The following is a 24616-nucleotide window of genomic DNA, read 5'->3' as shown; positions in this document are numbered from 1 at the left end:
GCGATTTTTTCCGAAATCTTCCGGAATTGAGCCGATTTTGCACTAAAAAGACAAGGGGAACAGGATAGAACGCCTTCATATAAAGGTGTATACATCGTCGGTATGAAAGTGGAGACAACCAGTGAAAAGCCAGTCAAAAGTCCGACTTTTCATACCCCAGGTCGGACTGATCCCGGGAGAATCTGCGCCTGTTATCGCCTGCATATAAACGTTACCTTTGCTGAAATCAGGAGAATCTGTGATTAAGATTTTCACACCCATCTGTTTTGCTCAACAATCACATTTACAACACACTATTAATCAACCTATGATAGCTAAAATTTGATTAACTTGATCAAGAAACATATGCTGCCCCGTGCGGCTGTTCTTTTACCTGAAAAACATTAAAACCTATCGAGATGAGCAGAGACAAGAAAAAGGAACCGAAAACGGAAGCAAAGAAAGAAAAGTCAGATTACCAGTCGAGCAAGAATTCGGTATCTAAACCCGAGCCCATAGTGGCAAAAAAGAAAAAGTAGCTATCTTTGCGTTTAATGCACCCTTACTATTGGGTGCATTAACAGAAAGAGCATGATAGACATCGGAAAATTTAATTACCTCAGAATCTTACAGAAGACAGACGTTGGTATTTTGCTGACAGACGGAGAAACAGAAGTAATGATGCCTTATAATCATGCTCCTAAAATTGCCGAACCAGGCGACATTATAAACGTTTTCACGTTCCTGAACAAAGAAGGCAAAATTATTGCCACCAACCAGACACCTTACGCTACTGTAGATGAGTTTGCTTTTCTTGAAGTAACAGACGAATCAGAGGATGGTGCCTATCTCGACCTTGGCATTGACAAGGACGTGTATGTACCTAAGCGGGATCAGAAACGCCCGATGAAAAAAGGGGAAAGCTACGTCGTTTACGTCTATCTGGATGAAAGTAACGGACGCATGCTGGCGTCTTCGCGCCTGTCTGATTATGTGGAGGATAAAAACTTCGAATTCGAAGAGGGTGACGAGGTGAGCCTGCTGATTGCCGAGGAGACAGATCTCGGTTTTAACGCTATTATTAATGATCGCTACATCGGCTTGCTTTATCATAATGAGGTCTTTGACAATGTTCAGCCGGGCGACATGCGCAAGGGCTGGATCAAGAAGATCCGAGTGGAAGGTAAAATTGACCTGACGCTGCAGCCTACCGGCTATGGCCATATTCTGGATACAAAAGATGTATTGATGCAAGAGCTAAAGAAATACAACGGAGTGATTCCTTTGGGCGACAAGAGCAGTCCGGAGGAAATCTACGAGCGCTTCAAGATCAGCAAGAAGGCTTACAGAAAAAGTATCGGCGGCTTGTATAAAGACAGGCTGATTACGGTATCTGACTATGAGATCAGACTGGTCCAGGAAGATTAACATTACTTTTAGAAATCAATCAGCTGCTGGTAAACCACCTGCATGCTGGCTTTTCCATATTTAAGCAGCTCTTCATCTTCCTGCGGTGAGTGGCTCTCGTTTCGTTTGTAGATAATGCTTTTGCCGACGGTTTCATACGAGATGGCTTGTGTTTCGTTGATCACCCCTATGCCATGATCCCAGTTAAAGAAAGAGAAATCGCGGGTTTGAGGGTGCAGCAGATCCCGGCTCCAGGGATAGGCACCTGGGTCGATATTCAGCTGGCTCAATAGCGTCGACACAATATCTGTTTGGTTGCCCACCTTATGGATTTTGGTACCCCTGTATTCAGGCTTAATGACTTCTCCGAAGAAAATCAGCGGTACACGGTAGCGCTTGGGATCAGAAATCTCCAGATTCTCGAAGGGCAGGTAATGTCCATGATCGGCCACCATGATAAACAGCGTATTCTGATACCAGCTTTTGGTCTTCGCTTCTCTGATAAATGCTCCCAGGCAGGAATCTGCGTAAAAGGCGGTGCTACGGAACTTATTCTGAACATCATTTCCGGAGAAACGTGGTTTTCCGGGCAAGTCGAACGGTTCGTGGTTGGTCAGGGTGAGAAAGGTACTGAAAAAAGGTGAAGGCTTTTGCCCTAACTGGTCGAGCATCTTGAGATACACGGCTCCATCAAAGGCACCCCATTTGGAGCTGAGATCTTGGCGTTCGAAATCATTCTTGTCTATTATCTCCTGATAGTTATGGCTCAGCAAATAAGACTTCATATTGAAGAACCGGCTCTCTCCGCCATAATAGAAGGAAGTAGAAAAGCCCTGGTCTGCCAGGGTAGCAGACAGGGCAGGAATCTTAATCTGCTTGCTATTCTCCTTCATAATACTCCGCTTGCCCTGAGCAGGGAAGGCGCTAAGAACAGAGACCACGCCTTTATCGGTGCGACTGCCAGAAGAATATACCTGGTCGAAGAAGACTCCCTCGCTGATGAGTTTCTCCATTTCCGGACTAACTCCCTTCTCTCCTCCGAGGCTTTCTACCACATTACCGGTATGGCTCTCCATGATAATCAGCACGATATTGGGCTTTTCAGCTTGCATGATTCGGATATTTTCACCCTCGGGCCGGGCATAAAGATCCTGAACAATGGCTTTCGCTTCCTGGGGAGTATAAAACAAAAATACATTCTTGCTGGTCGAGCCCGCTTTCATCATGTCGCGTATAAGACCCCACTCTGTATTGACAGCGGCATAGTTCAGGATAGGTTTCTGAGAGAAATAGGCCATACTTTCGTTCATCGGAGAGAGCTGCCAGCCACCGCGTATGGCGAGGAAGTTCAATCCCATAATGAAAATACCGATTACCAGTTTCAGGAAAACGTTCCCTTGTTTGACAACTTCAAAACGTACCAGCAGGTGGAATAAGCTTACAGAAAGGACGATCAGGGCTACAAGTATGGCAAGTGTGAGGAGTATCGGTGATGATGCTGTGCTAGCCATCGCTTCGGACGGCGAACCGAAAGCAAATTCGAAGACCCGGAAGTTCAGTTTGGTTCCCCACTCGCGGTAGATATTAAAGTTGATGACTGTGGCAATGGAAAAAAGAATAATCAGGAGGTAGCTGTAGACTTTGATAATCTTCGCCGGAATTCTGGCTTTAGGAATCAGCCAGAGCACCATATAGACTACCAGCGGCAGTGCGCAGATATAGCCCGTCATGGAAGCATCCATCCAGAGTCCGTAAAGAAATATCTTCATGATCTCGCTTATCTGGGCGTCGCTTATACTGCCTATATTGTAAAGAACAAAGACGGCTCGTTCCAGGAAGAAAAAAATGATCCAGAAAGTGAAGTAACGCAGTAAGACAACGAGATTACGAAACATGGAGATCGGAAATAATAGACCGCAAATATAGCTTAACCAATTAAATTCATCTTCTAAAAAGCTACGCGCACTCCAAAGCCGAGTTTGAATATGTCAGTTAGAGAGAGTGTCCCCGCGTTCTGATAGTAACTAACCAGATAAAGCTCGTTGGTATTGAACTCTGAATACACGCTTAGCGATTTGATCTGAAGAGACGGCGCGATTTTGCGGGTGTTGATCTTCACTTCTGTACCCAGGGAGATATGCGGACGAAGGGCTGTGGACCACCAGTAGTAGCCTTCTTCATAGGTATCTTTGTCCCATTGAAAATCAAACTTTGGGCCGAAATGATAGCTGACAAAAGCTCCTGGGTTCAACGGATATAATGTAGCCCAGTCGTTCAGCTTAATTTCAACAGGCCTGTAAGCGAATTTAACGGTGGCGATATGCAGCCTGCCCCCCTTGTTCCTGGGAACAAATCCATACATAAAATCCAGAGATCCCCTGTCATTTTTGAAAAGCTCATAACCGGCTCCGGCGCTGAGAAAACCGATGCTTCCGGCGTATTGCGATAGCGCAGATTGGGGGATAAGCCGTTCGGGGAACTGCGCTTTTGCCAGGTTCGTCTGCGCGAGGAGAAAGGTGGCAAACAGTGCTCCGATGAGGTGTTTAATATTCAATGTTTTGGTAATTAAGTTGACCGTTAACGATCTCTATCAGCAGAAACTGGCGATGTTCAATAGCATCGGTAACGAGATATGGAATGGGGTCCCCATAGAAGTAATACACGTCCTGCGAATGCGTATGTGCGTAAAGTGATGCCAGGGTGTTAGGCGACCGGTTAATCATCCTGGTATATTTGTCGACAAGCCTCGGATCGAAATCCACGCCGTCGGGCGGCACGTGGGCGACAGGAATATAGGCATCGACCCCCTCCTGGGGTTTCAGCTGGCGCGCAAGCCAGGGAAGGTCAGGAACGTTGCCGCTAAACTTATTCTCGCGACTGTTCGTATTATGGCAGATGAACTTCACCCCCTGGTAGACGAAGCTGAAGTCTAATTCGCCGAACATCTTGATAAAAGCCTCTTCCCCATTGGCCACAAGGTCATGGTTACCAACGACGCCTATGTAGGGCATATTCAGTTTGGAAAAGATTCCGTGAACCCATTCCATCTCCTGAAGAAGTCCGAAATCGGAAATATCGCCTGCGAGTAAAACGAAGTCTACGCCAGGGATCTTATTGACCGTTTCCACCAACTTTTCAGCGTATTTGTATTCGCGCTGACTGTCGCCGGTAAGTACAAAGCGGATGGTATCATCGCCGGGAGTTTCCGCTAATCGGGCGAGGGACTTCTTGTTAAGGTCCCGCGGACTTTTCGAGTCAGAGGATTGATTGGGACTATATTCTATACTGCTGCAAGCCTGAAGCAGGGCGACACCAAAAACTGAAAGGAACAAAAGCCTTCTGAACATCATGACACAAATTTGTGTTTTATATTTGACTTATCAGGTCAAAAGGTCAAATAAGAGATTTCTATGACTGTTAGATCATTCATAACAGCGCGGTGTTACGCCGGTTTAGAAATTGTGTTATTTGATCAGAAAAATTTCTCACTAAAGTTGACGAGGTAAAGCTCCTTTACAGAACGGGTAACTGCGGTGTAGAGCCACCTGAGAAAGTCGGTATTCATCATTTCGTCGGTCATATACCCCTGGTCTACGAATACTGCATCCCATTGCCCGCCCTGAGCTTTATGACAGGTGACGGCGTAGGAGAACTTCACATGGAGGGCATTGTAGTATGGGTTTTTCTTGAGCTCTTCCATTCGCTTATTCTTGTCGCGGATGTCGGCGTAATCTTTCATAACCTCTTCATAGAACCGACGGCCATCCTCCCTGCTGAGGCCGGGGCCGTCTGCATAGATGGTGTCTAAGAGTATTTTACAATGGAGCGGCTCTTCGTCTGGATAATCAATAAAATCAAGTACCACGTCGGCAAAACGAAAGCCATAAAGCTCCTGAATATGGCGAACCTTCCGAATTTTTGCTATGTCGCCGTTAGCAATGAAGGCGTTGGAGGATTCTTCCTTTTCGAGCCAGAAATAATTATTGCGGACTACCATGAGGTAGTCGCCTCCCGTTAGTTCATCCTCCCGGGCGAGGATGCGGTTACGGATCTGCAGGTTATAGTTATTGGCATTTTTGTTAGACCGGCAGATGACCAGGGTATTTTCCATGCCGAACTTGCTGTAGGCGTAATGAAGACCTTCAGAGAGCTTCTCTCCTGTCATTTGATAGATATCCGGATAGCCGGCCACCTTAATTTTCGGAAAGTCTGTTTTGCCTGTGCGAATAAGCTCGCGCAGGTTAGTGGCATTATAAAGGATGCCGGAGAGTTTCTGCTGCCGAACCACATCGGTCATCTCATGATAATGAACGTGGAGACCGAAGCCGTCTCTCAGTAGTGCGGGATCGAGCGCGGGGCTGGAGTCTGAGCCTACGGGCGGAAGCTGCGCGGTATCTCCCACCAGCAGGAGCTTGCAGTTCTTGCCCTGATAAACGTAGGAGATCAGGTCCTGAAGCAGTCCGTGTTTACCGAAGCCGCCCTCTTCATTCGAGATCATCGACGACTCGTCGACAATGAATATGGTATCCTCTGCCATGTTATGACCTAGCACGAAGTCCATATCCAAAGTAGCCGCATTCTTTTTCCGGTAGATCTTTTTGTGGATAGTGAAAGCCTTTCGGCCAGAATAATTGCTGATAACTTTTGCTGCCCTTCCAGTGGGCGCCATAAGAGAAGACTTCAGCTTCAGTTTGGGGAAGATCCGAACCAACGAACCGATAATGGTAGTTTTCCCGGTTCCGGCATAGCCGCGCATAACAAAACAAGCCCTGGGATCATCAGAAGTTAAAAAGCGTTCAAGCTTTTTGAATACTTCCAGCTGCTGAGTGGTGGGATTGAGGCCGAAGTTTTGGTTCAGGAGATCACTTACCTTCATATTGACATGCAAAAATGCGAATTCCTTCTAAAAAACATTTAGTTTTGCTGTAATGAACAATGTCGGAACACTTCATCTGAAAGATAAAAATTACCTTCCTGAACAGGCCGGCTCGTGTGAGTTGCTCATCAAGCATAGCAAACATAAGCTATCTTATGCCATAAGGAACATACAATCGAATGAGCTGTATGTTATATATGATGCGGCGCTTTCTGGTTCTATGGAAGAGGCCTTCGCTGGTCTAGCGGCTCAGCATGCGTATTTAAACGAAAGTTTCGGACGGGTAAAAGTGAGCTCGGAGACGTTCAACTTTGTTTTTATCCCTGCAGAGCTGTATGCAGAAAGTTCTTCGTCAAGCTTCAAAAATTTCGTTCAGAGTACCAAGCCGACAAGCACCTTGACAAATGCGATGCTTGAAGGTAAAATTTTTGCCATAAGTGCTGTTGAAGACAGCGTTATTGCCCCATTAAAGAAAAGGTTTAAGCATGCGGTGGTTTATTCGCAGGCGGAGCCCCTTATTGAAAGTGCTCTAAAAGCGTTTCCGGATGCAAGCGGTATGCGGACGTTCATTCAGTTCAATACAGACTCTTTCGAGATGGTGATTGTATCAGACGGGGAATTCGTTTTCTACAACATCTTTTCGTTCGAAAATGCCGATGACTTCAATTATTACCTGCTGCTGGTTAAGCAACAGTTTGACCTTCAGCCGAACACTCCTGTACTGCTTGCCGGGGAGATAGAGAAATACAGTGAGCTTTATAAAAGGATTGCGCGTTATTTTCAATACATACGCTTTTGTGACAGTACGTCAGTAGTTAAGCATCCTGACTCTTTCAAACTGCTGCCATCCCACCAGTTTTTTTCATTACTCAGTATGAGCGTATGCGAATAATAAGCGGAAAACTCAAGGGGATACGCCTCAACCCACCAGCCGGTTTACCCGTGCGACCTACGAAGGATATGGCTAAGGAGGCGCTATTCAATATATTGCACAACCAGTATGACCTGGAGGAGCTGAAGGTACTCGATCTTTTCAGCGGTACCGGAAGCGTATCGGTTGAATTTGCATCGCGGGGTGTACAGGATATTGTTTCCGTGGATCTGGACCGTGGCTGTTATAACTTTCTGCGTGCAGTGGTAAAACAATATGGCCTTGACGCGATCAAGCCGCAAAGGGCTGATGTGATTAAATATCTCCGGGAGGAAACAGACCGATATGACCTGATATTTGCCGACCCGCCTTACGATATTGCTGAGATTCCGCTGATTCCCCAGCTCGTTTTTGAGAGGGAATTGCTAAACCCGGGTGGCGTGCTGATTGTAGAGCATCATACGATGAAAAGGCTGGCGGATCATCCGAACTTTGTTGAACAACGAAAATACGGATATTCGTCATTCAGCTTTTTCGAACTTAAAGACCCGGAATAATTATACCTTATTAACGATGAAAATAGCCCTTTTCCCCGGATCATTTGATCCAATTACCATTGCTCATGTCGACATCATTAAAAGATCGGTCTCCTTATTCGACAAAGTAGTTATAGGTATAGGAAAGAACAGTAACAAAAATGCCTTACTCAGTCCGGAGATCCGCATCCAAATGATGGAGGCTGTTTTTGCTGACGAACCACGGATCGAAGTTACGGCATATGAAGGGCTGACCATCAATTTTTGTAAGGAGATTGGTGCCTTATATATGCTGCGAGGTATTCGTACGGTATCAGACTTTGAATACGAAAAGGCGATTGCGCAAATGAACCATGAACTTGAGCCCAGCATCGAAAGTATTTTCATACTAAGCAATCCGGGATACTCGTCCATCAGTTCAACAATCGTCCGTGATATTTTAAGGCACCACGGAGATATCAGCAAGTTTGTGCCGAAAGAGGCGTTACGGTTTTTATAGTGGTGGCTTAATCAGGTCGAGGATGTTGCTTATGGTGGGATAGGTATTCATTTGGATTAAGCCGAAGTCGTCTTTTGACATCCATCGTGCGTCTGTAATATCTTCTTCGAGTTGTGGAATCAGCTTCTGCTTGGGAGCTTCCATACGGTACCAGCTGGTCTTCTTGAAAATAATTTCGCCACGCTCCTCATATACGTGCCAGGTATTGGCCAACTTATCCAGAAGACGTTCGACCTTGATACCACATTCCTCTTCGACCTCTCTCACAGCGGCACTCCTGGTTTTCTCTCCTTCATCTAATTTTCCTTTGGGGAGATCCCATTTTCCCTTTCTGAAAATAAACAGGTACTCCAAATCGGGAGTTGAAACGATGCCTCCGGCAGCTTTTATGACCAGATACGCTTTACGCAACTTCTTAAAGTACTCCTTCGCATTGTCGACTAAAATCAGATGATTTCCAGGTCCGCTCTTCCTGGCTTGTTTATAAAAATCACGAAATACAAATTCCTGAGGGTCAATATTTTGAATTTTACCAAGCCCTTTCGGGACAAATTCTGAGATGATTAAAGCTGTTTCGTTAATATAAATTCTATACATTTGTGTCATGATCAACAAAAGTGAGATTGAGCAGAAAGTTGCCGAATTTTTGTTACAAATAAAAGCAATAAAATTACAACCTACTAAACCATTTACCTGGGCTTCGGGATTAAAATCGCCTATTTATTGTGATAATCGCATAACTCTTTCATATCCAGCTATAAGAACTTACATCCGTCAAAATCTTTCTGCGTTGATTCAGGAAGAGTACGGATCTGTAGGTGTTGTCTGCGGAGTTGCTACTGCCGGGATTCCACAAGGTGCGCTTGTTGCACAAGACCTCGGTCTGCCATTTGCATACGTACGCGCGAAAGCCAAAGATCATGGAACAGGCAGCCTGATTGAAGGAGAAATCCATGAAGGTCAACGTGTTGTACTTGTTGAAGATTTAATCTCTACCGGCAAAAGCAGTATACAGGCTGTTGAGGCGCTGCGCGCTGCAGGTTGTGATGTAGCTGGCATCGTAGCAATATTCAGTTACGGATTACCGGAAGCAACGGAGAACTTTAAAAATGCAAGATGTCGTTTTTCAACGCTCTCTAACTATAATGCCTTAATTGAATATGCGTCTGAACATCGTTTTATAACAAAAGAGGATGTTGAGCTATTAAGAAAATGGAGAGACAACCCCGTTGAATGGAGTGAGTCGGTATCTAACTTATCTTGATTGTTATGACTGTATTTGAAAGTAAAGAGACTATAAACAGACCGGTTGGAGAGGTGTATGCTTTTCTGTCGGATTTTAATAATCATGAGCAATTAATGCCTGAGATGATTTCAGAATGGCGTTCTTCTGTTGATGAAGCTAGTTTTTCCATTCAGAATATGGCGAAACTTTCACTGAAGATCTCCAACAGGATTTCTGATACGAGTGTTATCATCGTTCCGGGATCCCAGGTTCCTTTTCATGTGGAGATGAGATGGCTGGTGGCCGACATGGGCGACAATACCACTGAGGCTGTACTTACTGTATCTGCCGAACTTAATATGATGATGAAAGTGATGGCCAGCGGCCCGCTTAAGAAACTGACTGAACATGAAGTGAGTGCGTTGAAACAAGCACTGTCTTAGGACTGCCTTGTCTCAGACAAAGCTTCATGTAAGTCTTTAACGAACAGACTTTTAGTCAGCAGAAATCGTTTTAATCCGACAATTTTTCATGTCGCCGGATCCTTTCAGGTTCTGGCTTTTTTTTTGTGCACTATTATGCAAAAAAGGAAAAGATATGAACTTTAACAATTATACCATAAAGGCCCAGGAAGCTGTTCAAAAGGCTTCTGAGATTGCTGCGGGTAATCAGCAGCAGGCCATAGAGAACGCGCATCTGTTGAAAGGTCTGCTAATGGTAGATGAGAACGTTGTTCCTTTCCTTCTGAAGAAACTAAACGTTAATATTAACCGTCTCAACACTATTCTGGACGCTGAAATCCAGAGTTATCCTAAGGTTAGCGGTAGTAATATATACCTCTCATCGGATACGAACTCTGCTTTGCAGAAAGCTCAGGCATATCTGAAGGAATTTAAAGATGAGTTTATTTCTGTTGAGCATATCCTGCTTGGGATATTGACCACATCGGGGAAGACTAGTTCACTTCTGAAGGATTCGGGCGTTACCGAGAAGGATCTAAAAAAGGCCATCAATGATCTGCGTGGCGATCAGAAGGTAACTGATCAGAATGCCGAGGTGACTTTCAATGCTTTGAACAAGTACGCCCGTAATTTGAACGAGTATGCGGAGTCAGGAAAGCTTGATCCGGTGATTGGCCGGGATGAGGAAATCAGGCGGGTGATCCAGATTCTTTCACGTCGTACGAAGAACAACCCTATCTTGATTGGCGAACCGGGAGTTGGAAAAACGGCTATCGCTGAAGGTATTGCTTTCAGGATCATCAAAGGTGATGCGCCTGAGAACCTGAAATCGAAGACTGTTTTCTCTCTGGATATGGGCGCGCTCGTGGCGGGTGCTAAGTATAAGGGGGAATTTGAGGAACGTCTGAAGGCTGTGATCAAGGAGGTTACACAAAGCGATGGCGAAATTATCCTGTTTATCGATGAGATCCATACGCTTGTGGGTGCCGGTGGCGGCGAGGGTGCTATGGATGCGGCGAACATTTTGAAGCCTGCTCTTGCACGTGGTGAGCTTCGTGCAATTGGTGCGACTACTTTAAATGAGTATCAGAAATATATCGAGAAAGATAAGGCGCTGGAACGTAGGTTCCAAAAGGTGACGGTAGATGAGCCTGATACACAGGATGCTATTTCGATCCTCCGTGGACTGAAAGAGCGTTATGAAACACACCATAAGGTGAGGATCAAGGACGAGGCGATTATTGCGGCAGTGGAACTATCCCAACGCTATATATCAGACCGCTTCTTGCCAGACAAGGCGATTGACCTGATGGATGAGGCTGCGTCTAAGCTGCGCCTGGAAATGGACTCAGTGCCAGAGGCGGTGGATGAGCTGGAACGTAAGATCATGCAGCTGGAGATTGAACGTGAAGCAATCAAACGCGAGAATGATGATAAAAAGGTCCAGGAACTGAGTGAAGAGATTGCCAACCTTTCTGCTGACCGGGATTCACTGCGGGCTGCATGGCAGGGAGAAAAGGACCTGGTGGATGGAATAAACGGTCTTGGAGAGCAAATAGAAAACTATAAGCTTGAGGCTCAGCAGGCTGAACGGGCGGGTGATTACGGTCGTGTAGCAGAGATCCGCTATGGCAAGATCAAGGAGGCTCAGGATCAGGTTGAGAAGCTGAAGGCTGAGCTGGCCGAAAAACAGTCGGACAGCCGCATGCTGAAGGAGGAAGTGACATCAGAAGATATTGCGGGGGTTGTATCGCGTTGGACGGGCATTCCGGTTACGAAGATGATTCAGAGCGAGCGTGTAAAACTGCTTCATCTGGAAGACGAGCTACATAAACGTGTGGCGGGACAGAATGAGGCTATTGAGGCGATATCTGATGCGATCCGCCGCTCAAGGGCTGGCTTGCAAGACAAAAAGAAACCGATCGGTTCGTTTATCTTCCTGGGCACAACAGGAGTTGGTAAAACGGAGCTGGCAAAGGCACTGGCGGAGTTCCTGTTCAATGATGAAACTGCTATGGTGCGGATTGACATGAGTGAATACCAGGAAAGGCATGCGGTATCGAGACTGATAGGTGCGCCTCCGGGATATGTGGGTTATGAGGAAGGCGGGCAGCTGACTGAGGCGGTGAGACGCAAGCCATACAGTGTGATCTTACTTGATGAGATTGAGAAGGCTCACCCGGATGTGTTCAACATCTTGTTACAGGTATTGGACGATGGCCGTTTGACTGATAACAAGGGCCGTCTGGTAAACTTCAAGAATACGATCATTATTATGACCTCCAATATCGGTTCCCATTTGATCCAGGAGAATTTCAGCACGCTGATTGATAGTAACCGGGATGAGATTGTGGCTAAAACCAAGAGCCAGGTCTTCGAACTGCTTAAGCAGACGATCCGTCCGGAATTCCTGAACAGGATTGATGAGCTGATTATGTTTACGCCGTTAAACAGAAGTGAACTGCGAGACATCGTTTTGCTGCAATTCAAACACGTGCAGCAGACACTTGCTGAGATGGGCATCGAGATTGAGGCTTCTGACGAGGCACTTGACTGGCTGGCACAGCTGGGTTACGACCCGCAGTTTGGTGCGCGCCCGCTGAAAAGGGTCATTCAGAAACGTATTTTGAATGAGCTGTCGAAGGATATTCTGGCAGGAAAAATTGATAAAGACAGCCGGATCGTCTTAGATGTCTTTGACCACAAATTTGTTTTTCTGAACAAAGCTGCGATTGAAGAACCTAGTCCGGCGCATTAAGATACGATATTGAAGCTTTTGCACTTCGAGTGCTTAACTATCCCTTACCCTGCCCTTAAAGCCAAACGCTTTATAGGGCAAGGTAAGGGATAGTTTTTTTAACCCGGTCTTATGAGATCAGATGGAGTACTTCGCTGATCGGCTGATCGGAATCAATCAAGATACCGGTAACTCCTGCGGCCTCCCCTGCTATGACATCACGCTCCCTGTCGCCTATGAAATAAGAATTAGCAGCGTCAATATTAAACCTGGCGACTCCCTTTTCCAACATCAGCGATCCCGGCTTTCTGCACATGCACTTGCCATTATAATCGGGGTGGTGCCTGCAATAGTATATTTCTGTGAGGTGAATGCCCTGGGCCTTGTAAACAGCCTTGAGGTGATTGTGCATCTGAGCCAGCGTTTCTTCGCTGTACCAGCCTTTTGCTGTTCCGCCCTGATTGGTGATGACTATCAGCAGATATCCCCTGTCTTGTAATGCTTTCAGTGGCTCGAAGTTGTGCTCCAACACGTGAAAGTCTTCCAGCTTGCATACATAATCTCCTAACTCTCGGTTTAATACGCCGTCACGGTCGAGAAAGACAGCCTTGTTCTTTTCCATTACCCAAAACTACGATTCCTTTTGATTTTCGGCGGCAAAAGATTACGATCGAAAGAGTGAGCGTTTAACTGACCACGGAAGCCGCGGAAGCCTGTTCATCGATACATTCGGCATTTCAAGGGCGCCTGCCGCGGGGAAACGAAACCAAGAGAAGACCGGGATAAGGGAGCTGAGACTCGCGAGGAAAATTTTCGGTTGAAGAAATATTTTTTCAATTTATAATCAGTCTTAACACTTGCTTTCTAGCGTCTAAACGACATTTCTTAGCTGTAGTTTAGACGCAAAGGGGCAAAATCGGGGGGATATAGATGTTTAAACGCTTGACAATCAGGATACTTTTACATTGATTTGTCTGATAAACCGATTAACATGAAAAGAATTTTACACCTGGCTGGCCTGGCGTGCCTCCTGGCTTTAATGTCCTGCGAACAAAAGGCCGATCCATCTCAGAAAAAGTTTCTGGAACGTTTGAAACTAACGCAGGACACCGTTAACATATTTCAGAACAAAGAGGTGTTGAAAGCGAGAATAATTACCAACCTGAACAGATATGTACGTGACAATGCGTTAACGTTCAAAAACTGGACGTTTCAAGTGGAGAACATCGCAGCTGACAAATTGGATCTGAAGAGTATAACAGTTGGTGATTCGTCGATTTACGGAGTGCGGTTTGCCATGCTTATCCCTGAGGATAACGCCCCTCTAAAAGAAGAAATCGGGAAATTGAGGGTTGGAGATAAGATCACGATCGACGGAGAGATGGCTATGAAAACGGAGGATGGAAAAGTGTCTATGAACAGCTACTTTGATTCTGACTCAACGAAGTTCATAAAGCTGATGCCAAAGGAAATAAAATAGTAGTAAAGAAGGCGGTTTGGATGAACCAAACCGCCTTCTTTTGCTTTATAGGCCTCTCAACCATTCGACCACTTCGTCTCTGGTTTTGCCTGTTTTGGATTGAAGTTTACCATATAGCTCGTCTTCCTTTCCCTCGTGATAGGTTAAATCATCGTCGGTCAGATCGCCATATGCTTGTTTAACTTTTCCTTTTATCTCGTTCCACTTTCCTTTTAATTCTAGCTTGTCCATGATATATGTTTTTTAGTAGATACTACCAGAAGAACAAGGCATAATGGGAATTGTTTGACACTTACAGCGCTCCCTCCCGAATCTCCTCGACTACAGCGGGATCAAGAAGTGTACTGGTATCTCCCAAATTACCGGTTTCTCCTTCTGCTATTTTGCGCAGAATCCTTCTCATGATCTTGCCTGAACGCGTTTTAGGAAGTCCTTTAACGAACTGTATTTTGTCTGGCTTGGCAATGGCGCCAATAAGACGGGTAACGGTCTTAAGAATATCCTGAGTAACCAGCGTTTTTTCATTATGTGTAGAGTTCCCTAAAATGACATATGCATAGATACCCTGTCCTTTGATAGCGTGAGGGTAACCTACAACAGCACTCTCCACAACATCAGCGTGCATATTGATAGCATTCTCTACTTCGGCGGTACCTATACGGTGCCCTGATACATTCAAGACATCGTCGACGCGGCCTGTAATCTTATAATAGCCATCTTCATCTCTTAAGCAACCGTCGCCCGTGAAGTACATATCGGGGTACGCGGAAAAATAGGTCTGTCTGCAGCGTTCATGATCTCCGTAGGTTGTGCGAAGCATTCCTGGCCATGGATACTTGATACACAGGTTTCCGCTCACACCATTTCCAGAAATTTCTTCTCCATTTTCGTTGACCAGGCAGGGTTGGATTCCGGGGAGTGGAAGCGTAGCGTAGCCGGGCTTTGTCGGCGTTATGCCGGCTATCGGACTGATCATGACCCCTCCTGTTTCTGTTTGCCACCAGGTATCGGCAATTGGCGCCTGCCCCTTCCCGATCTTCTCGTTGAACCAGTGCCATGCTTCTTCATTTATAGGCTCTCCTACCGATCCCAGTTTGGCAATGGAGCTAAGATCTTTGCCTTGCAAAACATCGTCTCCGAAACTCATCAAGGATCTTATCGCCGTTGGGGCGGTATAGAGAATATTAACTTTGTATTCGTCTACGATATTCCATAGCCGATCTGGTCCCGGCCAAGTCGGAACGCCCTCAAACAGAAGCGTTGTTGCGCCCTGGCTAAGAGGACCATAAACGATATAGGTATGGCCGGTGATCCAGCCGATATCGGCAGTACAGAAGTAAATTTCTTTCGGCTGATACTGGAACACATTGGCAAATGTGTAGCCAGCATACACCATATAGCCGCCGCAAGTATGAACGATGCCTTTTGGTTTTCCGGTTGATCCGGACGTATAAAGGATAAATAAGACATCTTCAGCATCCATTTCTTCTGGCGGGCAATCGGGATTTCCCTGAGTTTCGACTTTTTTAATCTCATCTTCCCACCATACATCACGCCCCTTGATCATAGATACAGCTGTACGGCTACGGGTCAGAACGATTACCCGGGATACGCTGCGACATTGGACAAGGGCATCATCAATCACCTCTTTAAGCGGAATATCTTTAGGTCCTCTGAAGCCTCCATCGGCGGTCACCACTACTGAGCAATCAGCGTCGTTTATGCGATCAGCAATGGACTGAGCTGAAAATCCACCGAAGATAACAGAATGGACAGCCCCTATTCTCGCGCAAGCCAGGACGGCTATTGCCAGTTCCGGAACCATAGGCAAATAGATACATACGCGATCGCCTTTTTTCACTCCATTGTTTTTCAGTGCGTTGGCAAACTGGCAGACCTTATCATGCAATTGTCGGTAAGTAAGGATACGATGTTCCTCTTCAGGATCGTTAGGCTCCCAAACGATTGCCGGCGTGTCGCCGTTATGTTCCAGGTGCCTGTCGAGGCAGTTTTCTGTAATGTTTAGCTTCGCGCCTTCAAACCACTTGATCTCTGGATCGCGAAAGTTCCAACTTACGACATTGTCCCATTTCTTCCGCCAGCTAAAGTTTTCTGCTATCTCTGACCAGAACTTTTCCGGCTGTTTAACACTGTAATCGTAAACTTCCTTGTAATTCTCAAAAGAAGAAATTTTTAATTCTCTCATTATTATTATTGGTATCTGTATGAATATTTATTGTTGAATTTCACGGCGGTACTCTCCTTTATATGCGTAATATCCGAATAGTATAAAGCCAATTAGGATGGGGATAAAGATCGTTACGATGACGATCCAAAATACGTAGTCTTCTGCATTGGTAGTAGGCGCACTTAGAGCCTCCGCTGCTTTATAGAACAGGTATATACCTAGTATAACGCCTAAGAGCAACCAGAGTATTCCGAGGTATTTACGTAATGAATTCATCTTTAGTCGTTGGTTGTATTGTAAGTATTTTTGTTAATATATACCAGGCCGATGATCAGGCACAGGGCGGCTACCCCTATGGGATACCACAAACCATCAAAGGGTGTAGCTCCCGGCAGGGAAGTCAGACTGATGGCAATAAAAGGTGTTAATCCGCCGAATACGCCATTTCCGATGTGGTAAGGTAGAGACATGGAAGTATAACGTATATTGGTGGGAAACAGTTCGACCAGGAATGCTGCAATAGGCCCGTACACCATGGTAACAAACAGAACCTGCACAAAAACCAACGCTACCAGTATCCAGAACGAAGAAGTGGGCAACACTATTTCCGTGCTTTCAACTAATTTAGAATTTTCGGTTTGAGAAGTGATTTTCCTCTGGATGGTGCCGTCTGCAAAATGCCGCTCCGTGGTTTGAACAACCTGTGACTCGCCAGCTTCATTCTTATTGGTTTGTCGCTCAATTTTAGAGCTCGCCGGAACTTCGACCATAGTAGTCACATCAGACAAGGCATACATCTGTTTATAAATTGGCCGATAGAACAGAATGCCGCAGAGCATACCGGCCATCATGATGTTCCTTCTTCCAATCTTATCAGACCATCCTCCAAAAACAATGAAGAACGGTGTCGCCAGAAGGAGACCGATCGCAATGATATAGTTTGATTGCACAAATTCGACACTCATTGTTTTTTGAATGAAAGACAGGGCGTAAAACTGTCCGGTATACCAGATTACCCCCTGTCCTGCAGTGGCACCAAAGAGGGCAAGAAGAACCATCTTCAGGTTTTCCTTCTTTCCGAACGACTCCTTCAAAGGATTCTTCACCGTCTTTCCTTCTGCTTTGACTTTCGCAAAAAGCGGAGATTCATGCATTTTCATACGGATAACAATCGATACGAACACCAGCACGGAAGAGAGAATAAACGGAATACGCCATCCCCAGCTATTGAACGCATCAACACCAACGAGATGCCTGATCAGAAGGATCACTCCCAATGAAAGGAAGAGCCCCATTGTAGCCGTTGTTTGGATAAAGCTTGTGTAAAAACCCCTCCGGTTTGGCGGCGCATGCTCAGCGACATATGTAGCTGCGCCTCCGTATTCGCCTCCTAAAGCAAGGCCCTGGATCAGGCGCAATAGTAAGACCAGGATAGGTGCGGCGTAACCGATTGTGGCAAATCCCGGGATCAGACCTATGGCAAAGGTTGATCCGCCCATAAGAACCAGAGTAAGCAAGAATGTATATTTTCTTCCGATCAGGTCGCCCAGCCGGCCAAACACTAGTGCTCCAAATGGACGAACGATAAACCCGGCGGCAAATGTGGCCAAAGTAGAAAGAAAGGCAGCGGTAGGATTTTCTAAGGGGAAGAACTGGGTAGATAGAATAGTTGCGAGACTACCGAAGATGTAAAAGTCATACCATTCGATAAGGGTTCCCACTGAGGAAGCGGTTATCACGCCCCAGAGTTTGTTTTTTCCCTCTACCGGTGTAGAGACTGAAGAGTTGGCCATAATTCAAATTAGTTTTTGGTTAGCAACCTTGAAATTATAAATATTATGGAATAGAAAGGTTAAAAAAACAAAAAACATGTTGGCACAGCTATTTGGTGCAGTGCGGTAGTAGAGAAGTAATTCGGGTAAATCAGGAAGTGCTCCTTGCCTTTAGGACGAGGATGCACATAGTAAGATCGTCGGGGATTAAGGTCTTCATACCATTGCGAAAGTGTTGAAATGATGAAGATAAATCAATGTCATATCCGCCGGAGGTGCAGGAGATAACTGTTATGCTACATCGGGATTAAAGTGCTGCGTATCCGCATCGAAAGAATGATATGTAAAAAATCGAGGTGGTAAATCAGCGCTTTGATAGAAAAGCCTTACATACGGTCACAAGGTAAAGAGGTAGGTCCCTGGGATAAAAATGATGTAATTAAAATAATTAGCTAAAAAATATTGCGATTTAAATTTATTCTTATGATATTTGCAAACTCTTTAAGAGACTGATTTTTACAAAAAGATACACAACATAGTCATGTCGAGAATTTGTGATTTAACAGGAAAAATGGCAATGAAAGGTCATAACGTTTCTAACTCAAACGTTAAGACTAAGCGCAAATTTTATCCTAACCTGAAAGTAAAGAAATTTTACATTCCTGAAGAAGGCCGCTGGATTACGCTGAAAGTTTCTACTTCAGCAATCAAAACTATTAATAAGAACGGAATCAGCGCCGTGATTAATAAATTCCTTAAGCAAGGATTCGTTTAATTAATTTAAAAAGAAGAAAATGGCTAAGAAAGGTAACCGTGTTCAGGTGATTTTAGAATGCACAGAACACAAGGCTAGTGGCGAACCTGGGATGTCTCGTTATATCACCAACAAAAATAAAAAGAACACTACTGAGCGTTTGGAGCTGAAGAAATTCAATCCTTTCCTGAAGAAAGTAACTGTTCATAAAGAAATTAAATAGTTTAGGTTCTTCCTAATTAAAGTATAAAGAGATGGCAAAGAAAGTAGTTGCAACCCTGAAAACAGGAAAAGGCAAAGAGTATTCTAAAGTGATCACAATGGTTAAGTCTGACAAAACCGGCGCTTACACTTTTAAAGAAATTATGGCACATAACGACCACGTTAAAGACGCTATTGCTGAAGCTAAAAAAGCTTAGTGAGCTTATTCCTTTAAAAATATTAAGGAGCCGTCCCGATCTACATCAGGAGGGCTTTTTTTGTATAGGCAGCATATTACACCACAATGGGATTATTCGATTTTTTCAAAAAAAAGGAAACTACACCTGTCGAGAAGGAAGCTTTAGATAAAGGACTGGAAAAGACTAAAGATGGTCTTTTTTCCAAACTCACTAAGGCTGTAATAGGTAAATCTACTGTCGATGATGAAGTCCTGGACAATCTGGAGGAAATTCTTGTCACATCTGATGTAGGAGTAGCTACTACGTTAAAAATTATTGATCGTATACAGGCGCGGGTAGCGAGGGACAAGTTCTTCGGCACGTCTGAACTCAACAATCTCCTGAAGGATGAGATTCAACAGCTCTTGGCGGAAAATAACAGTAGCGATTTTGAAAGCTTTGAGTATGGCCATCATAAGCCTTATGTGATTATGGTAGTGGGCGTAAATGGCGTAGGCAAGACGACAACAATCGGAAAGCTGGCTCATCAGCTGAAGCAAGCGGGTAACAAGGTAGTACTCGGCGCCGCGGATACATTCAGAGCTGCGGCCGTCGACCAATTGAAGTTATGGGGTGAGCGTGTTGGCGTGCGCGTTGTTGCTCAGCCAATGGGCTCCGATCCTGCCTCTGTTGCTTACGACACCATTCATTCGGCTGTTTCCACTGGAGAGGATGTGGTCATAATCGATACGGCTGGCAGGTTACATAATAAGGTGGCTCTTATGAATGAGCTTACTAAAATTAAAACAGTGATGCAAAAGGTGGTGCCAGGTGCTCCTCATGAAATCCTGCTGGTTTTAGATGCGTCGACTGGGCAAAATGCTATAGAGCAATGCAAACAGTTCACTCAGGCGACTGATGTAAACGCCCTGGCATTGACTAAGTTGGACGGTACCGCAAAAGGTGGCGTTGTTATCGGGATTTCAGACCAATTCAAGATACCGGTCAAATACATCGGTGTTGGAGAAGGAATCAATGATCTTCAGCTTTTTGACAGGAAAGAATTTGTGAATAGCCTTTTTAATTAGGGTGCTTAGATGGGAATGGAATGATAACGAATAGTGCAAAGAAGAGAGAACTGGTAAAAAAGCCTAAAGTGAACGTGATCACTCTTGGCTGTTCTAAAAATATATACGACTCAGAAGTGTTAATGGGACAACTCCGTGGCAACATGATAGATGTTGTTCATGAGTCTGAGACCATCGCGAAGGAAGACATCATCGTAATCAATACTTGTGGCTTTATCGATAACGCGAAACAAGAATCAATTGATACCATACTTCGGTATAGCGAACTAAAGGAACAGGGTAAAGTGGGAAAAGTGATCGTTACAGGATGCCTTTCTGAGCGCTATAAGCCAGAGCTGGAATCTGAGATTACTAATGTAGATGCATTCTTTGGAACCAATGATCTGCAGAACATCCTGTCTAATCTGGGTGCCGATTATAAATACGAGCTCCTCGGAGAACGCCTGCTCACTACTCCATCTCACTTTGCGTACTTCAAAATAGCTGAGGGCTGCAATCGTCCCTGCTCCTTCTGTGCTATTCCTCTGATGAGAGGCAAGCACGTTTCAAAGTCGATTGATGACCTGGTGAAAGAGGCCAAAGGACTGGTGAGAAATGGCACTAAGGAATTGATTTTGATTGCACAAGATCTGACTTACTATGGATTGGATCTCTACGGAAAGCGTAATTTGGATGAGCTGCTTCGCCATCTTTCTGATGTAGCTGGCGTGGAGTGGATCCGACTACAATATGCATATCCTTCGGGCTTCCCTATGGAGGTCCTTGATGTGATGAATGAGCGCGATAATATCTGCAAATACCTGGATATGCCGCTTCAACATATTAGTGACCCGATGCTAAAGTCCATGCGTCGCGGGATTACGAAGCAAAAAACCATTGACCTGGTGAGCGCTATACGCGACAAAGTCCCTGAGATCGCATTGAGGACTACTTTGATTTGCGGCTATCCCGGCGAGACTGAATCAGACTTCCTGGAGATGAAAGACTGGGTAGAAGAGACACGCTTCGACAGACTTGGCTGCTTTACCTACTCACATGAGGAAAAGACCCATGCTCACTCTCTGACAGACGATGTTCCTGATGAAGTTAAAGAGCAGCGTGTTGAGGAAATCATGAATGTTCAACAGGAAATATCGTTTGAAAAGAATCAGGAGAAAGTAGGCAAGACATTCAAAGTATTAATTGACAAAAAAGAAGGTGATTACTTTGTCGGCCGAACGGAATATGATTCTCCGGAGGTTGACAATGAGGTCCTGCTGCATGCCTCAAGCAACTATGCGACTTTGGGAAGCTTTGTCCACGCGAATATTGAAAGGGCTGAAGACTTTGATTTGTATGGACAGATTGTCAAATAAATGATAAGAACCTGAGGAATTGAAAAATTCCTCTAATTTCGTAAACGATGAAAGCAACCTACATCGATTATAACGAGACAAACAGTTTTTCATCCACGGCTCTGTGCTATTTGGCCCAGGATTCTAGACTCAAACCCTTCGTATCTTATTTTCCTACCCTCGAGAACTTCGGTAAGCTTATCGCTGAAAAAAAGGCAACAGCAGATCGTCAGGTTCTCCATGATGTAGTGCTTCGCCAGTATACTGAAACTCTGCCTGGTGACACCCTTCATGCGCAGGTAAACAGTAATATTAAATTATTATTGAAAGATGGCACTTACACTGTTACTACCGGACATCAGCTTAATATATTCACTGGTCCGCTTTATTTCATCTATAAGATAGTAACGGCAATAAATTTAGCCAGAGAACTTAAGGAGAAATATCCGGAGAACGACTTTGTGCCTATCTATTGGATGGCTTCAGAAGATCATGACTTTGCGGAAATTAACCATGTGAACCTTTTTGGAACAAAGATCTCTTGGGACGCCCAAGTCAGTGGCGCAACCGGACGATTGAATCCACAGACGATAGCTGATGCCCTGCGAACGTACCAGAACTCTTTAGGCATATCAAAAAATTCAGATCGCTTAGCAGCAATAATCCAAACTGCGTATCTTGAACAAAAGACATTAGCTTCTGCAACCCGTTACCTTGTAAACGCGCTCTTTGAAGCGTATGGTGTTGTCATCATTGACGCAGACGAGCCGACCTTAAAGCGACAGTTCGCCGATATCATTGAGGAGGATATCTTAGAAGAAAAAAGCTTCAGAGCCATTAACGAGGCTAGTGCAGCCTTAAAAAAGGCTGGCTTTGACCCCCAGGTGAATAGCCGAAACATCAACTTTTTCTATATGAAGAGTGATATGCGCGAGCGTATTGTTGAAGATGGGGGTCTATATTATATTTTGAATACGGATATTGTATTTACGCAAGAACAATTACGGTCAGAAATCAGGTCATTCCCTGAGCATTTTAGTCCGAATGTTGTTATGCGGCCGCTATATCAGGAGGTGATACTTCCGAATATAGCTTATATAGGTGGCGGCGCAGAATTGGTATACTGGCTGCAGTTGAAGCAGAATTTCGACCAGTACAACGTTAATTACCCCATCGTACTTCTAAGGAATTCAGCAACTCTTACCGACGATTCGTTCAGCAGTAAGTTATGCCGATTACATTTACAGGCAAAGGAAATATTTAAGGACACCGAGACCCTCAAAAAGGAATGGGTACTGAAAAATAGCCGTCATTCCTTGTCGTTACAGGAGGAGATATTAGAATTTCAGGCACTTTTTGAAAAATTAAAACTTCGAGCCTGCAAGATAGATCCAACGTTGCTTCCCAGCACCGATGCTGTAAAGGCAAGACTCAAGCATGCACTTCTGAACCTGGAAAAAAAGTTAATAAAGGCGGAGAAAAGAAATCATGAAGGTACACTCCAACAGATCGAGAGCCTGAAAGAGCGATATTTTCCCGGCGGCGGCTTGCAGGAAAGGTCAGAAAACTTTGGAATATACTTTGTAAAATACGGTGATACATTAATTTCTGAGTTAGTAAGACATTTCAAGCCTCTTGACTCAAAATTCACTATTATTGAACCATAATTATGAATTCCTTCATCTTTGAGGAAAAAAAACTGCGCGCTTTTACAGAATCTGTTTTCCTGGCAATGGGTTGCAGTAGTACGCATTCTGCTCTGGCAGCAGACGTCCTTTTGACATCAGACCTTCGGGGTATAGATTCGCATGGAGTAGCTAGATTAAGCGGATATATCCGACTTTGGAAAAAGAAAAGAATCAACGCCACCCCGAACATTAAAATCGTTCACGAGACGGCCAGCACTGCCACTGTAGACGGCGACGGGGGGCTGGGGCTCGTAGTTGCGCCGTTCGCTATGCAAATTGCGATGGAAAAGGCCGACAAATACGGCTCGGGATGGGTATCTGTGAAGAACTCTAATCATTTTGGAATTGCTGGATATCATGCCATGCAGGCAGTAAAACGAGACATGATTGGGATAGCAATGACAAATGCGAGTCCGCTTGTTGCACCAACCTTTACAACTGAACGCCTTCTTGGTACCAACCCGATGTGTTATGCCTTCCCTGCAGGAAAGTATCCACCTGTAGTTGTAGATATGGCGACAGCAGCAGCAGCAAATGGTAAACTGGAGATTGCGCAAAGAGAAGAGAAGGCTATACCAACGGGCTGGGTGCAAACTAACACCGGAGACTCTACAACGGATGCGCATGCCCTGAAAGCGGGCGGATCACTCTTACCTCTGGGGAGTGACCGTGAACACGGAAGCCACAAAGGTTTTGGATTAAGTGCAACGGTCGATATTCTTACCTCCATTCTGTCAGGCGCAAACTATGGACCATGGGTACCGCCCTTTGTAGCTTTTCTTGATCCCCTTCCTAATCTACCTGGAGAGGGCATAGGACACTTTCATGGCGCTATGCGCATCGATGGATTCCGTCCGGCTCAAGATTTTAAAGATCATATGGATAACTGGATAGAACGATTCAAATCTGCAAAACCAATAAGTCCCGACCAACCGGTAATCATTCCAGGGGAGCCGGAAGTCGAAGCTGAAGCATCTCGGAAATTAGAAGGAATTCCTCTCGTAGAGCCGGTTGTTAAAGATCTTGCTGAGCTCGCACAAATGCTGGGTATAGAAAAGCTTGGCTGATAAGTAACTAAATAAAGAAGTATTAAAAAAAGGGCCGGCGAATCATAGTGAAGTGAACCCCAAAAGTTGGACAACAACTTTTGGGGTTTATCATTTATGGCAAAACACACGTTTGAAGAGAAGCTGGAGATAGTTTCTCAAGTAAAGACCGGGAAGCCAATCCTGTGCCTTTCCCGCCAGCGTCACATCCGCGAGGGTATGATATTAGAGTGGGTTCGAAAGTATGATCTTTACGGTGAAGGAGGGCTTCGCAAACAACTTAATGTCAGGGCCA

Annotated in this window: 26 protein-coding genes; 15 read left to right on the top strand and 11 right to left on the bottom strand. The window is 45.0% G+C overall.

The window, feature by feature from the left end:
* Positions 1 to 75: 75 nt before the first annotated feature.
* Positions 76 to 255 (bottom strand): hypothetical protein, encoded by a 180-nt coding sequence (locus ACKI5J_RS14870; protein ID WP_407430271.1) that lies wholly within the window; start codon positions 253 to 255, stop codon positions 76 to 78.
* Positions 256 to 570: 315 nt separating this feature from the next.
* Between ACKI5J_RS14870 and ACKI5J_RS14865 the strand changes: the two genes are divergently transcribed.
* Complete coding sequence (locus tag ACKI5J_RS14865) at positions 571 to 1407, top strand: S1 RNA-binding domain-containing protein (protein WP_407430270.1); 837 nt, start codon at positions 571 to 573, stop codon at positions 1405 to 1407.
* Between the two features lie 8 nt (positions 1408 to 1415).
* Here ACKI5J_RS14865 and ACKI5J_RS14860 read toward each other — a convergent pair whose 3' ends face one another.
* The 4 genes from ACKI5J_RS14860 to ACKI5J_RS14845 form a co-directional block, all read right to left on the bottom strand.
* A complete protein-coding gene (locus tag ACKI5J_RS14860) occupies positions 1416 to 3281 on the bottom strand; it encodes an LTA synthase family protein (protein ID WP_407430269.1) in 1866 nt (621 codons plus the stop codon).
* 53 nt (positions 3282 to 3334) lie between these two features.
* Positions 3335 to 3940, bottom strand: a complete 606-nt coding sequence (locus ACKI5J_RS14855) for a hypothetical protein (protein ID WP_407430268.1) — start codon at positions 3938 to 3940, stop codon at positions 3335 to 3337.
* Complete coding sequence (locus ACKI5J_RS14850; protein ID WP_407430267.1) at positions 3930 to 4736, bottom strand: metallophosphoesterase family protein; 807 nt, start codon at positions 4734 to 4736, stop codon at positions 3930 to 3932. Before ACKI5J_RS14850 ends, ACKI5J_RS14855 begins: the two co-directional genes overlap by 11 nt.
* A gap of 122 nt (positions 4737 to 4858) precedes the next feature.
* Entirely contained in the window at positions 4859 to 6262 is a 1404-nt protein-coding gene (locus ACKI5J_RS14845) for an ATP-dependent RecD-like DNA helicase (RefSeq protein ID WP_407430266.1), read from the bottom strand.
* Between the two features lie 52 nt (positions 6263 to 6314).
* On the opposite strand from ACKI5J_RS14845, the gene ACKI5J_RS14840 reads away from it, so the two are divergent.
* Genes ACKI5J_RS14840 through coaD form a run of 3 tightly spaced genes read left to right on the top strand, consistent with a single transcriptional unit; the run spans position 6315 to position 8168 of the window.
* The gene (locus ACKI5J_RS14840; RefSeq protein ID WP_407430265.1) at positions 6315 to 7154 is read left to right on the top strand and encodes a DUF3822 family protein; all 840 of its coding nucleotides are present in this window, start codon (positions 6315 to 6317) and stop codon (positions 7152 to 7154) included.
* Positions 7145 to 7690 carry an RsmD family RNA methyltransferase gene (locus ACKI5J_RS14835; RefSeq protein WP_407430264.1) on the top strand — a complete coding sequence of 182 codons (546 nt, stop codon included), beginning with the start codon at positions 7145 to 7147 and terminating at the stop codon, positions 7688 to 7690. Before ACKI5J_RS14840 ends, ACKI5J_RS14835 begins: the two co-directional genes overlap by 10 nt.
* 16 nt (positions 7691 to 7706) lie before the next feature.
* Entirely contained in the window at positions 7707 to 8168 is a 462-nt protein-coding gene (gene coaD, locus ACKI5J_RS14830; RefSeq protein WP_407430263.1) for a pantetheine-phosphate adenylyltransferase, read from the top strand.
* Here the strand turns inward: coaD and ACKI5J_RS14825 are convergent.
* Positions 8163 to 8765 (bottom strand): NUDIX hydrolase, encoded by a 603-nt coding sequence (locus tag ACKI5J_RS14825; RefSeq protein WP_407430262.1) that lies wholly within the window; start codon positions 8763 to 8765, stop codon positions 8163 to 8165. The genes coaD and ACKI5J_RS14825 overlap by 6 nt on opposite strands.
* Before the next feature lie 7 nt (positions 8766 to 8772).
* Between ACKI5J_RS14825 and pyrE the strand changes: the two genes are divergently transcribed.
* The 3 genes from pyrE (at position 8773) to clpB (ending at position 12612) form a co-directional block, all read left to right on the top strand.
* The gene (pyrE, locus tag ACKI5J_RS14820; RefSeq protein WP_407430261.1) at positions 8773 to 9432 is read left to right on the top strand and encodes an orotate phosphoribosyltransferase; all 660 of its coding nucleotides are present in this window, start codon (positions 8773 to 8775) and stop codon (positions 9430 to 9432) included.
* 5 nt (positions 9433 to 9437) lie between these two features.
* Positions 9438 to 9836: an SRPBCC family protein gene (locus ACKI5J_RS14815; RefSeq protein WP_407430260.1), complete on the top strand. Its 399-nt coding sequence runs from the start codon at positions 9438 to 9440 to the stop codon at positions 9834 to 9836.
* Positions 9837 to 9990: 154 nt separating this feature from the next.
* Positions 9991 to 12612, top strand: a complete 2622-nt coding sequence (gene clpB, locus ACKI5J_RS14810; RefSeq protein WP_407430259.1) for an ATP-dependent chaperone ClpB — start codon at positions 9991 to 9993, stop codon at positions 12610 to 12612.
* 109 nt (positions 12613 to 12721) lie between these two features.
* On the opposite strand, the gene ACKI5J_RS14805 is transcribed toward clpB, so the two are convergent.
* The gene (locus ACKI5J_RS14805) at positions 12722 to 13213 is read right to left on the bottom strand and encodes a D-glycero-alpha-D-manno-heptose-1,7-bisphosphate 7-phosphatase (RefSeq protein ID WP_407430258.1); all 492 of its coding nucleotides are present in this window, start codon (positions 13211 to 13213) and stop codon (positions 12722 to 12724) included.
* 369 nt (positions 13214 to 13582) lie between these two features.
* Between ACKI5J_RS14805 and ACKI5J_RS14800 the strand changes: the two genes are divergently transcribed.
* A complete protein-coding gene (locus ACKI5J_RS14800) occupies positions 13583 to 14071 on the top strand; it encodes a hypothetical protein (protein WP_407430257.1) in 489 nt (162 codons plus the stop codon).
* Between the two features lie 45 nt (positions 14072 to 14116).
* Here ACKI5J_RS14800 and ACKI5J_RS14795 read toward each other — a convergent pair whose 3' ends face one another.
* The 4 genes from ACKI5J_RS14795 to ACKI5J_RS14780 all read right to left on the bottom strand — a co-directional run bounded on the left by ACKI5J_RS14795 (position 14117) and on the right by ACKI5J_RS14780 (position 18052).
* A complete protein-coding gene (locus ACKI5J_RS14795; RefSeq protein ID WP_407430256.1) occupies positions 14117 to 14302 on the bottom strand; it encodes a CsbD family protein in 186 nt (61 codons plus the stop codon).
* Positions 14303 to 14363: 61 nt separating this feature from the next.
* Complete coding sequence (acs, locus tag ACKI5J_RS14790; protein WP_407430255.1) at positions 14364 to 16277, bottom strand: acetate--CoA ligase; 1914 nt, start codon at positions 16275 to 16277, stop codon at positions 14364 to 14366.
* A 27-nt stretch (positions 16278 to 16304) separates the two neighbouring features.
* The gene (locus ACKI5J_RS14785; protein WP_407430254.1) at positions 16305 to 16535 is read right to left on the bottom strand and encodes a DUF6814 family protein; all 231 of its coding nucleotides are present in this window, start codon (positions 16533 to 16535) and stop codon (positions 16305 to 16307) included.
* Between the two features lie 2 nt (positions 16536 to 16537).
* Positions 16538 to 18052 (bottom strand): MFS transporter, encoded by a 1515-nt coding sequence (locus ACKI5J_RS14780; RefSeq protein WP_407430253.1) that lies wholly within the window; start codon positions 18050 to 18052, stop codon positions 16538 to 16540.
* Between the two features lie 520 nt (positions 18053 to 18572).
* Between ACKI5J_RS14780 and rpmB the strand changes: the two genes are divergently transcribed.
* The 7 genes from rpmB (at position 18573) to ACKI5J_RS14745 (ending at position 24342) form a co-directional block, all read left to right on the top strand.
* Positions 18573 to 18806, top strand: a complete 234-nt coding sequence (gene rpmB / locus ACKI5J_RS14775; protein WP_106293710.1) for a 50S ribosomal protein L28 — start codon at positions 18573 to 18575, stop codon at positions 18804 to 18806.
* 19 nt (positions 18807 to 18825) lie between these two features.
* Complete coding sequence (rpmG, locus tag ACKI5J_RS14770; RefSeq protein ID WP_106293708.1) at positions 18826 to 19008, top strand: 50S ribosomal protein L33; 183 nt, start codon at positions 18826 to 18828, stop codon at positions 19006 to 19008.
* A gap of 31 nt (positions 19009 to 19039) precedes the next feature.
* Positions 19040 to 19204, top strand: a complete 165-nt coding sequence (locus ACKI5J_RS14765) for a DUF4295 domain-containing protein (protein WP_106293706.1) — start codon at positions 19040 to 19042, stop codon at positions 19202 to 19204.
* Between the two features lie 86 nt (positions 19205 to 19290).
* Entirely contained in the window at positions 19291 to 20253 is a 963-nt protein-coding gene (ftsY, locus tag ACKI5J_RS14760; protein ID WP_407430252.1) for a signal recognition particle-docking protein FtsY, read from the top strand.
* A 20-nt stretch (positions 20254 to 20273) separates the two neighbouring features.
* On the top strand, positions 20274 to 21608 hold the full coding sequence (rimO, locus tag ACKI5J_RS14755; RefSeq protein WP_407430251.1) for a 30S ribosomal protein S12 methylthiotransferase RimO: 1335 nt from the start codon (positions 20274 to 20276) through the stop codon (positions 21606 to 21608).
* Positions 21609 to 21655: 47 nt separating this feature from the next.
* On the top strand, positions 21656 to 23254 hold the full coding sequence (bshC, locus tag ACKI5J_RS14750; RefSeq protein WP_407430250.1) for a bacillithiol biosynthesis cysteine-adding enzyme BshC: 1599 nt from the start codon (positions 21656 to 21658) through the stop codon (positions 23252 to 23254).
* A gap of 2 nt (positions 23255 to 23256) precedes the next feature.
* Entirely contained in the window at positions 23257 to 24342 is a 1086-nt protein-coding gene (locus ACKI5J_RS14745) for an Ldh family oxidoreductase (RefSeq protein WP_407430249.1), read from the top strand.
* Positions 24343 to 24616: the final 274 nt, after the last annotated feature.

This window comes from Arcticibacter sp. (assembly GCF_045629565.1).
In the GTDB taxonomy this organism is placed as follows: Bacteria; Bacteroidota; Bacteroidia; order Sphingobacteriales; family Sphingobacteriaceae; genus Arcticibacter.
This window is presented reverse-complemented; position numbering and strand designations above follow the sequence as displayed.